At 37.1% G+C, this 9,451-nt stretch carries 8 protein-coding genes; all 8 read left to right on the forward strand.

Going from position 1 to position 9,451, the window contains the following annotated elements:
• The first annotated feature begins 210 nt into the window (after positions 1-210).
• The 8 genes from BPMYX0001_RS00345 (at position 211) to ispD (ending at position 9,420) form a co-directional block, all read left to right on the forward strand.
• Positions 211-672 (forward strand): CtsR family transcriptional regulator, encoded by a 462-nt coding sequence (locus tag BPMYX0001_RS00345; RefSeq protein ID WP_006093087.1) that lies wholly within the window; start codon positions 211-213, stop codon positions 670-672.
• 148 nt (positions 673-820) lie between these two features.
• On the forward strand, positions 821-1,369 hold the full coding sequence (mcsA, locus tag BPMYX0001_RS00350) for a protein-arginine kinase activator protein McsA (RefSeq protein WP_006093088.1): 549 nt from the start codon (positions 821-823) through the stop codon (positions 1,367-1,369).
• Positions 1,370-1,373: 4 nt separating this feature from the next.
• A complete protein-coding gene (mcsB, locus tag BPMYX0001_RS00355; RefSeq protein WP_006093089.1) occupies positions 1,374-2,438 on the forward strand; it encodes a protein-arginine kinase McsB in 1,065 nt (354 codons plus the stop codon).
• Between the two features lie 22 nt (positions 2,439-2,460).
• Positions 2,461-4,896 carry an ATP-dependent protease ATP-binding subunit ClpC gene (clpC, locus tag BPMYX0001_RS00360; protein WP_006093090.1) on the forward strand — a complete coding sequence of 812 codons (2,436 nt, stop codon included), beginning with the start codon at positions 2,461-2,463 and terminating at the stop codon, positions 4,894-4,896.
• A gap of 94 nt (positions 4,897-4,990) precedes the next feature.
• On the forward strand, positions 4,991-6,367 hold the full coding sequence (radA, locus tag BPMYX0001_RS00365; RefSeq protein WP_006093091.1) for a DNA repair protein RadA: 1,377 nt from the start codon (positions 4,991-4,993) through the stop codon (positions 6,365-6,367).
• A gap of 3 nt (positions 6,368-6,370) precedes the next feature.
• On the forward strand, positions 6,371-7,444 hold the full coding sequence (gene disA / locus BPMYX0001_RS00370) for a DNA integrity scanning diadenylate cyclase DisA (RefSeq protein ID WP_003194305.1): 1,074 nt from the start codon (positions 6,371-6,373) through the stop codon (positions 7,442-7,444).
• 160 nt (positions 7,445-7,604) lie between these two features.
• On the forward strand, positions 7,605-8,723 hold the full coding sequence (locus tag BPMYX0001_RS00375) for a PIN/TRAM domain-containing protein (RefSeq protein ID WP_003194307.1): 1,119 nt from the start codon (positions 7,605-7,607) through the stop codon (positions 8,721-8,723).
• Positions 8,724-8,739: 16 nt separating this feature from the next.
• Positions 8,740-9,420: a 2-C-methyl-D-erythritol 4-phosphate cytidylyltransferase gene (gene ispD, locus BPMYX0001_RS00380; RefSeq protein ID WP_006093092.1), complete on the forward strand. Its 681-nt coding sequence runs from the start codon at positions 8,740-8,742 to the stop codon at positions 9,418-9,420.
• Positions 9,421-9,451 lie beyond the last annotated feature (31 nt).

Here is a 9,451-nt window from a genome sequence, read left to right on the forward strand (position 1 = left end):
ATTGACTCGTGCTTTTTTGTATATTTTTATTTGGTATTAATACGTACAAATAAAAATGAGAAGTTAATTCTGTTGTATAAAATATAAACGTAGTGATTAAAGAAAAGAAATTTTGGCTAGGATAGTGAGGAAGCAAAAGAGTTGCAAATTTCTTTAATACGTATATAATTAAAGTCAAAGATAGTCAAAGTCAATAAAGGTGGCGGATAAATGAGAAATATATCTGATATCATTGAGCAATATCTAAAGCAAGTTATTGACTTAAGCAATAATAATGTGATTGAGATTAAGAGAAATGAGGTTGCGGATCGATTTGATTGTGTTCCGTCTCAAATTAATTATGTAATCAATACTCGCTTTACGTTAGAAAGAGGATTTGTAGTTGAAAGTAAACGAGGCGGAGGAGGTTACATTCGCATTATCAAAGTCAAATTGCATGACGATATAGACATTATTGATCAAATGCTTCATATGATCGAGCATAGTATTGCGCAAGGGAATGCGGAAAGTATCATTATACGATTAGTGGAAGAAGATATTGTGACCAATCGGGAAGCAAAACTTATGCTGAGCGTATTAGATCGATCTGTATTATTAATGGATTTACCTTCTAGAGATGAACTTAGGGCTCGGATATTATGCGCAATGTTAAGGACACTGAAATATAAATAAATACAGCTTTTGTTAAGAAATGTTTTTAGTGGTAATTCATTTTATAGTGGGACTTTTTACAGACAAGATTCAGTGAAAAAAATAATCTAGTGGTGTATAAAAAGTATCATGAGGTAGATCGTTCCTATTGTAAAGGTGGGGATATAAGATGACTTGTCAAAATTGTAATATAAGACCAGCAGCATTACATTATACAAAAGTAATAAACGGACAAAAGACGGAAGTTCATCTTTGTGAGCAATGTGCAGAGCAAAATGGCTATACGTCTTTCTTTCAATCACCACAATCTAGTTTTTCCTTCCATGACTTACTAGCTGGATTGCTACATGGAGAACCATCAATGTTTGAAAACCAAGAGGATAGTTTTTCAGATGCAAGAGTATTACGATGTTCAACTTGTAATATGACATATAAACAATTTGCAAAAGTAGGTCGCTTTGGATGTGCTTCTTGTTATGAGACATTTAAGGAACAACTAAAGCCAATGTTGAAGCGGCTTCATGGTGGTCATACAAATCATTGTGGAAAAATTCCCGAGCGTATGGGAGGAAATATTCATCTAAAGAAAGAATTAGATGAACTAAAATTAAAATTAAAGCAATGTATACAGAAAGAAGAATTTGAAAAAGCAGCTCAAACGCGTGATCAAATCCGAAGTATTGAAAATCAGCTTAGTGAGCATAGAGGGGGGGAATAGTTCTATGTCACTGGATCGTATTATGAATGAAGCAATTAGTCCGTGGATGAGGGGAGATGGCCCCGATTCTGATATTGTTTTAAGTAGTCGTATTCGTTTGGCTCGTAATTTAAAAGATTATCATTTCCCTATTATGCAAACTGATGAAGAAGCTAAGCAGATTACTAATTTATTTCAAAAGAAGTTTGTAAATCAGAAAGTGAAATCCCTCGGGAATTTTGAACTATTAAAAATGAATGAACTAAAACCGCTTCAGCGAAGAGTTTTAGTAGAAAAACATTTAATTAGTCCTAATCTTGCTGGAACGGAATTTGGTACTTGTCTACTATCAGAAAGTGAACATATAAGTGTGATGCTTAATGAAGAAGATCATGTGCGAATTCAATGTTTATTCTCAGGGCTGCAATTATCAGAAGCACTGCAAAGCGCAAACAAAATGGATACATGGATTGAAAAAGCAGTTGAATATGCTTTTGATGAATCGCTTGGCTATATTACCAGTTGCCCCACAAATGTTGGTACGGGGTTACGAGCTTCTGTAATGATGCATTTACCAGCACTTGTTTTGACGAAACGGATAAATCGTATTATACAAGCAATTCAACAATTAGGTTTAGTCGTAAGAGGAATATACGGTGAAGGTAGCGAAGCCTTAGGTAATATATTTCAAGTTTCTAATCAAATGACATTAGGAAAATCAGAAGAAGATATTATAGCAGATTTAGAGAGTGTTGTTCATCAGCTTATACAACAAGAGAGAGTAGCTCGAGAACTAATTATGAAAAATTCAAGTATTGAACTTGAAGACCGAGTATATCGTTCTTACGGTGTACTGGCTAATAGTCGATTAATTCAATCGGCAGAAGCTGCTACTTGTCTGTCAGATATGCGGTTAGGTATTGATCTTGATTATATAAAAAATATATCAAGAAATATTTTAACAGAGTTAATGGTACTAACTCAGCCAGGAATTTTACAGCAATACGCAGGAGGTCCTTTAAGCCCAGAAGAAAGGGATTATCGAAGGGCGACATTAATCCGTGAAAGACTACGAATTGAACAAAATTGAGCGCAAGTAGGAGGCGATTTCTATGATGTTTGGAAGATTTACAGAAAGAGCACAGAAAGTATTAGCTTTATCTCAAGAAGAAGCAATTCGCATTGGGCATAATAATATTGGTACAGAACATATTTTACTTGGGCTTGTACGCGAAGGGGAAGGAATTGCAGCTAAAGCGTTAATTGCTCTTGGGCTAAGTCCAGAGAAGGTACAAAAAGAGGTAGAGGCATTAATTGGTCGTGGAACAGAGATGTCTCAAACTGTTCATTATACACCGCGTGCCAAAAAAGTAATTGAGTTATCAATGGATGAGGCACGTAAGCTAGGTCATTCTTATGTTGGAACGGAACATATTTTACTAGGATTGATCCGTGAAGGTGAAGGTGTTGCAGCGCGTGTTTTAAATAACTTAGGCGTAAGTTTAAACAAAGCAAGACAACAAGTATTGCAGCTCCTTGGAAGCAATGAAGCTACATCAGGCCATCAAGGTGGTGCATCAGCAAATGCAAATACACCAACGCTTGATAGTTTAGCGCGAGATTTGACAGTTGTTGCACGTGAAGGACGCTTAGATCCTGTTATTGGCCGTAGTAAAGAGATTCAACGTGTTATTGAAGTATTGAGCCGTAGAACTAAGAATAACCCAGTATTAATTGGAGAACCTGGGGTAGGTAAAACAGCAATTGCTGAAGGTCTAGCACAGCAAATTGTAAATAATGAAGTTCCAGAAACATTACGCGATAAGCGTGTTATGACGTTAGATATGGGTACAGTTGTTGCTGGCACGAAATACCGTGGTGAGTTTGAGGATCGTTTAAAGAAAGTGATGGATGAAATTCGCCAAGCTGGTAATATCATTCTATTTATTGATGAACTTCATACATTAATTGGTGCAGGTGGTGCAGAAGGTGCAATTGACGCATCCAATATTTTGAAACCATCATTAGCACGTGGTGAATTGCAATGTATTGGGGCGACAACATTAGATGAGTATCGTAAATACATTGAAAAAGATGCAGCACTAGAAAGACGTTTCCAACCAATTCATGTTGACGAGCCAAGCTTAGAAGAATCGATTCAAATTTTAAGAGGGTTACGCGATCGTTACGAGGCGCATCACCGCGTTTCCATTACAGATGATGCAATTGAAGCAGCTGTAAAACTTTCGGATCGTTATATTACAGATCGTTTCTTACCTGATAAAGCAATTGACTTAATCGATGAAGCAGCTTCAAAAGTACGCTTACGTTCTTATACAACACCACCAGATTTAAAAGAACTTGAAGTGAAACTTGAAGAAATTCGAAAAGAAAAGGATGCAGCCGTACAGAGCCAAGAATTTGAAAAGGCAGCTTCTTTACGAGATATGGAACAACGTTTACGTGAAAAATTAGAGGATACAAAACGTCAGTGGAAAGAGCAGCAAGGAAAAGAAAATTCAGAAGTAACAGTAGAAGACATTGCAAATGTTGTTTCTACGTGGACGCGTATTCCGGTTTCTAAACTTGCACAAACAGAAACAAATAAATTATTGAATCTAGAATCCATTTTACATGACCGTGTAATTGGCCAAGATGAAGCTGTTGTCGCAGTAGCGAAAGCAGTGCGCCGCGCAAGAGCGGGTTTAAAAGATCCGAAACGCCCAATTGGTTCATTTATTTTCTTAGGACCGACTGGTGTAGGTAAAACGGAGCTTGCGCGTGCATTAGCAGAATCTATGTTTGGTGATGAAGATGCAATGATTCGTATTGATATGTCTGAGTATATGGAGAAACATTCTACTTCTCGCTTAGTGGGGTCTCCCCCAGGATATGTGGGATATGAAGAAGGCGGCCAATTAACAGAAAAAGTTCGTCGCAAACCATATTCTGTCGTGCTGTTAGATGAAGTAGAGAAGGCACATCCAGATGTATTTAACATTTTACTGCAAGTGCTAGAAGATGGGCGTTTAACAGACTCTAAAGGGCGTACAGTTGATTTCCGAAATACAATTGTTATTATGACATCTAACGTTGGTGCCGAAGCATTAAAACGTAATAAACATCTCGGTTTTAACGTACAAGATGAGAGTCGTGATTATTCAGATATGAAGGGTAAAGTAATGGATGAATTGAAAAAAGCATTTCGTCCAGAGTTCTTAAACCGTATTGATGAAATCATTGTTTTCCATATGCTTGAGAAAAAACATATTCAAGAAATTGTAACGCTTATGGTTAATCAATTAGTAAATCGGTTAAAAGAACAAGAGATTGAATTAGAGTTAACAAGTACAGCAATTGAAGCGATTGCTGATAAAGGATTCGATCGTGAGTATGGTGCTCGTCCACTTCGTCGAGCAATCCAAAAACATGTGGAAGATCGATTGTCAGAAGAACTTCTAAAAGGAGCAATTGAGAAAGGTCAAAAAGTTGTCTTTGACGCCGAAGGGGAATCATTTGTCATTCGCAGTGCAGAAAAGGTAAAATAAGTATAGACAAACAAGGAGGGCTAAATAATAGCCCTCTTTCTTGTACGAGAAGGATGTATGTTTATAGATGAAAGTGAAGTGAAGTAAAAACAAGATGGCTAAAAAGAAAACGAAATTTATATGTCAAGAATGTGGTTATCAGTCACCAAAATATATGGGTAAGTGCCCTGGATGTGGGCAATGGAATACGCTTGTCGAAGAGATGGAACAAGTTGTATCATCGCGTCGCATCAACTATGCAAATGCGATTCAAACGGAAGTAACAAAGCCAAGGCGTCTTACAGAAGTAGAAACAAAGTCAGAGGCACGGATTGAAACAAAATTTCAAGAATTTAATCGTGTACTCGGTGGAGGAATTGTTGACGGTTCCCTCGTACTTATTGGAGGAGATCCTGGAATTGGAAAATCAACCTTACTACTACAAATATCATCGCAATTAGCAGATTCTTCGTATGATGTATTGTATATATCTGGTGAAGAATCAGCAAAACAAATTAAACTTCGTGCAGATCGTCTACATGTAAATGGAAGCAACTTATTTGTTGTTTCGGAAACAGATTTACAGCGAATTGCGGCACATATCGATGAAATGAACCCTTCCTTTGTTGTCATTGATTCCATTCAAACTATTTATTTGCCAGAAGTAACCTCAGCACCAGGTAGTGTTTCGCAAGTACGTGAATGTACAGCGGAACTGATGAAACTTGCAAAAACGAAAGGAATTCCAATTTTTATCGTAGGACATGTAACGAAAGAAGGGGCAATTGCAGGACCGCGTATGTTAGAACATATGGTGGATGCGGTTCTTTATTTTGAAGGAGACCGTCATCATACATATCGTATTTTGCGAGCGGTTAAAAATCGCTTTGGTTCTACAAATGAGATGGGTATTTTTGAAATGAAGGAACTCGGTCTTGCGGAAGTATTAAATCCTTCTGAAATTTTTCTAGAAGAAAGACCTGTTGGAGTTGCTGGCTCTACAGTTGTTGCTTCTATGGAAGGGACAAGGCCTGTTTTAGTAGAAATACAAGCATTAATTTCTCCTACTAGTTTTGGAAATCCACGAAGAATGGCTACAGGGATTGATCATAATCGTGTATCGCTTATTATGGCAGTGCTAGAAAAAAGAGCAGGTTTATTATTGCAAAACCAAGATGCGTATTTAAAGGTTGCTGGAGGATTGAGATTGGATGAACCAGCAATTGATTTGGCAGTGGCTTTAAGTATTGCATCGAGTTTTCGAGATAAGTCAACTGCCCCGACCGATGCGGTAATAGGAGAAGTTGGGTTAACTGGAGAAGTAAGAAGGGTATCGAGAATTGAACAACGAGTACAAGAAGCGGCTAAATTAGGATTTCAGCGTGCCATAATCCCGAAAAAAAATTTAGGGGGTTGGACAATTCCTGAGGGGATTGAAGTAGTTGGTGTTTCTAATTTAGGAGAGGCGCTTCGTTTGACATTAGGAGGCTAGGCTATGGAAGAAAACAAGCAACGTGTCAAAAGTATGATTAATATTTTGCAGCTTGTTGCACCAGGGACACCTTTGCGAGAAGGCATAGATAATGTACTTCGTGCGCAAACAGGTGGCTTAATTGTCCTTGGGTATAATGATCAAATTAAAAGCATTGTTGATGGAGGATTTCACATTAATTGTGCATTCTCTCCCGCTAGTTTATACGAACTAGCAAAAATGGATGGAGCTCTTATTTTAAATGAGACGGGAAGTAAAATTTTAATTGCAAATGCACAGTTAGTTCCCGAGTCATCTATTGATTCCATTGAAACAGGAATGCGTCATCGCACAGCAGAACGTGTAGCGAAGCAAACAGGAAGTCTTGTTGTTGCTATTTCACAAAGACGTAACGTAATTACGCTATATCAGGGAGGTTTACGTTATACACTAAAAGACATAGGCGTTATTTTAACAAAGGCAAATCAGGCTATTCAAACTTTAGAAAAATATAAAGCAGTATGGAATGATGGTATTACGAACTTGGGTATTCTAGAATTTGAGGAAGTTGTTACGATGTCTGAAGTGGTCCACGTCCTACATAGTGTCGAGATGGTACTCCGTATTAAGAATGAAATTCTAAGTTATATTCATGAATTAGGAACAGAAGGTAGACTTATTCGTTTACAGCTTACTGAGCTGTTGGCTGATTTGGAAGCAGAGGCAGCATTATTAATTAAAGACTACTATCAAGAAAAGACGCAGGATCACTATCAAATTTTAAAAAAATTACAGGAACTTGCAAATGCACAGCTTTTAGAAGATAGTGATTTAGTGAAATTGCTTGGTTACCCAGGGCAAATGAGTTTAGAGGAAAGTGTTACACCGAGAGGATATAGGATTACAAGTAAAATTTCTCGGGTACCACCTCTTATTATTGAAAATTTGATCAATCGATTTAAAACATTGCAAGGCGTTTGTCGTGCAAGTATTAATGAGTTAGATGATGTAGAAGGAATTGGAGAAGTTCGGGCGAAAAAAATACGAGAAGGTTTAAAACGAATCCAAGAGCATTTATATATGAGTAGACACAATTAAGAATATTACATTGATTTCATAATATAACGACACTAGCACATTTTTGGTATATGATATGATATATTGGTAAATAAACCAATTTATAAAAAGACACGTCCGCTTTTGCATTCGGCGTTTTGATTAGCAAAACAATGGTTAATAATGAGTAGGAGGTGGTTGGATGTTAAAACGGATCGTACAGCTCTTCGTTTTAGTAATCGGAGGAGCGTTAGGGATTTATTTAATCCCGAAAGTTATTAATGTATTGGACATGGGTGCAATCCCGTTACTGGAGGGCTCATATGTTCGTGCAATTATTGGTGCAATTATTTTATTTTTAACAACATTTTGGCTCGTAGATTATATTGTTCAGCTTATTAAACATATTGAGGAAGCTCTTGTAAAGGCGCCTGTAACAGATGTTTTATTTGGCACGCTAGGATTAATCTCAGGTCTTATTGTTGCGTATTTAATTTTGATACCAATTCGTGAATTTACAATTCCAGTCATTAGTACTGTATTGCAAATCTTCTTTACACTTCTACTTGGTTACTTAGGATTCCAGGTAGGATTTAAAAAGAGAAATGAATTGTTAGGATTATTTACACTACCACAACGCGGTGGCAAGAAGAAAAATAACAATAGTGATAATGAAGAGGCTGAAACGGAAACAGGAGTAGAGGAATCTTTTTCGCATTGGAAAATTCTTGATACTAGTGTAATTATTGATGGACGTATTGCTGATATTTGTCAAACGAAATTCCTAGAAGGAACGATTGTCATTCCTCAGTTTGTATTAGAGGAGTTGCAACATATTGCTGATTCTTCGGATGCATTAAAGCGTAATCGAGGACGTAGAGGATTAGATATTTTAAACCGTATTCAAAAAGAGATGCCAATTCCAGTAGAGATTTATGAAGGCGATTTCGAAGATATTCAAGAAGTGGATAGCAAGCTTGTGAAATTAGCGAAAGTAACTGGTGGTACTGTTGTCACAAATGATTTTAACTTAAATAAAGTTTCTGAACTACAAGGAGTAACAGTTCTAAACATTAATGATTTAGCAAATGCAATTAAGCCAGTTGTACTTCCCGGTGAAGAACTAAGCGTTTATGTTGTCAAAGATGGAAAAGAGCAAAATCAAGGTGTTGCTTATTTAGATGATGGTACGATGATTGTAGTAGAAGATGGTCGAGAATATGTTGGCTCACAACTTGATGTACTCGTTACGAGTGTACTACAAACATCTGCTGGTCGTATGATTTTTGCAAAGCGAAAATTACTAGAAAAAGCATTATAAGTAGAGGATTATTAGCATGTATACATTAATTATTCCGGCCGCGGGCCGAGGAAAGCGAATGGGTGCTGGTAAAAATAAATTATTTTTGCTTATTAATGAAGTGCCTATTATTGTGCATACATTACGTGTTTTTGAAAAAGATGAAGCATGTAAAAATATTATTATGGCAATTAATGAAGAAGAACGTTCCTATTTTGAAGGGTTAATACAGAGATATCCGATTCAAAAGAGTGTGCAGTTTATCCAAGGTGGGGCTGAAAGACAAGATAGTGTATATAATGCACTTCAATATGTGAAGCAAACCGAGTATGTTCTTGTACATGATGGAGCACGTCCGTTTGTAACGAATAAAATGACCCGTGATGTATTGATTGCAGCGAAGCGGAAAGGTGCTTCGATTTGCGCGGTACCTGTAAAGGACACAGTAAAACGGGTAGAACAAAATACAGTTGTTGAAACAGTTGAACGTTCTCAGTTGAGAGCCGTACAAACACCTCAAGGATTTTCTGTTCCACTTTTACTAGAAGCGCATCAAAGTGCAAAACAGGGATGTTTCCTTGGTACAGATGATGCAAGTCTTGTAGAACGTATTGGTAAGGAAGTGGGCGTAGTAGAGGGTAGTTATTACAATATTAAAGTGACAACGCCAGAGGATTTATTAATTGCTGAAAGTTTCTTGCGTGTTCAGAAGGGGTAGTAGAAAGAATATAAAGAAANACGTCGTCGTC

Source organism: Bacillus pseudomycoides DSM 12442 (assembly GCF_000161455.1).
Classification (GTDB): domain Bacteria; phylum Bacillota; class Bacilli; order Bacillales; family Bacillaceae_G; genus Bacillus_A; species Bacillus_A pseudomycoides.

What these genes read in the sequence shown, in the direction of transcription:
- BPMYX0001_RS00345 (WP_006093087.1), top strand. Translation starts at nt 211, where the DNA reads ATGAGAAATATATCTGATATCATTGAGCAATATCTAAAGCAAGTTATT.
- mcsA (WP_006093088.1), top strand. Translation starts at nt 821, where the DNA reads ATGACTTGTCAAAATTGTAATATAAGACCAGCAGCATTACATTATACA.
- mcsB (WP_006093089.1), top strand. Translation starts at nt 1,374, where the DNA reads ATGTCACTGGATCGTATTATGAATGAAGCAATTAGTCCGTGGATGAGG.
- clpC (WP_006093090.1), top strand. Translation starts at nt 2,461, where the DNA reads ATGATGTTTGGAAGATTTACAGAAAGAGCACAGAAAGTATTAGCTTTA.
- radA (WP_006093091.1), top strand. Translation starts at nt 4,991, where the DNA reads ATGGCTAAAAAGAAAACGAAATTTATATGTCAAGAATGTGGTTATCAG.
- disA (WP_003194305.1), top strand. Translation starts at nt 6,371, where the DNA reads ATGGAAGAAAACAAGCAACGTGTCAAAAGTATGATTAATATTTTGCAG.
- BPMYX0001_RS00375 (WP_003194307.1), top strand. Translation starts at nt 7,605, where the DNA reads ATGTTAAAACGGATCGTACAGCTCTTCGTTTTAGTAATCGGAGGAGCG.
- ispD (WP_006093092.1), top strand. Translation starts at nt 8,740, where the DNA reads ATGTATACATTAATTATTCCGGCCGCGGGCCGAGGAAAGCGAATGGGT.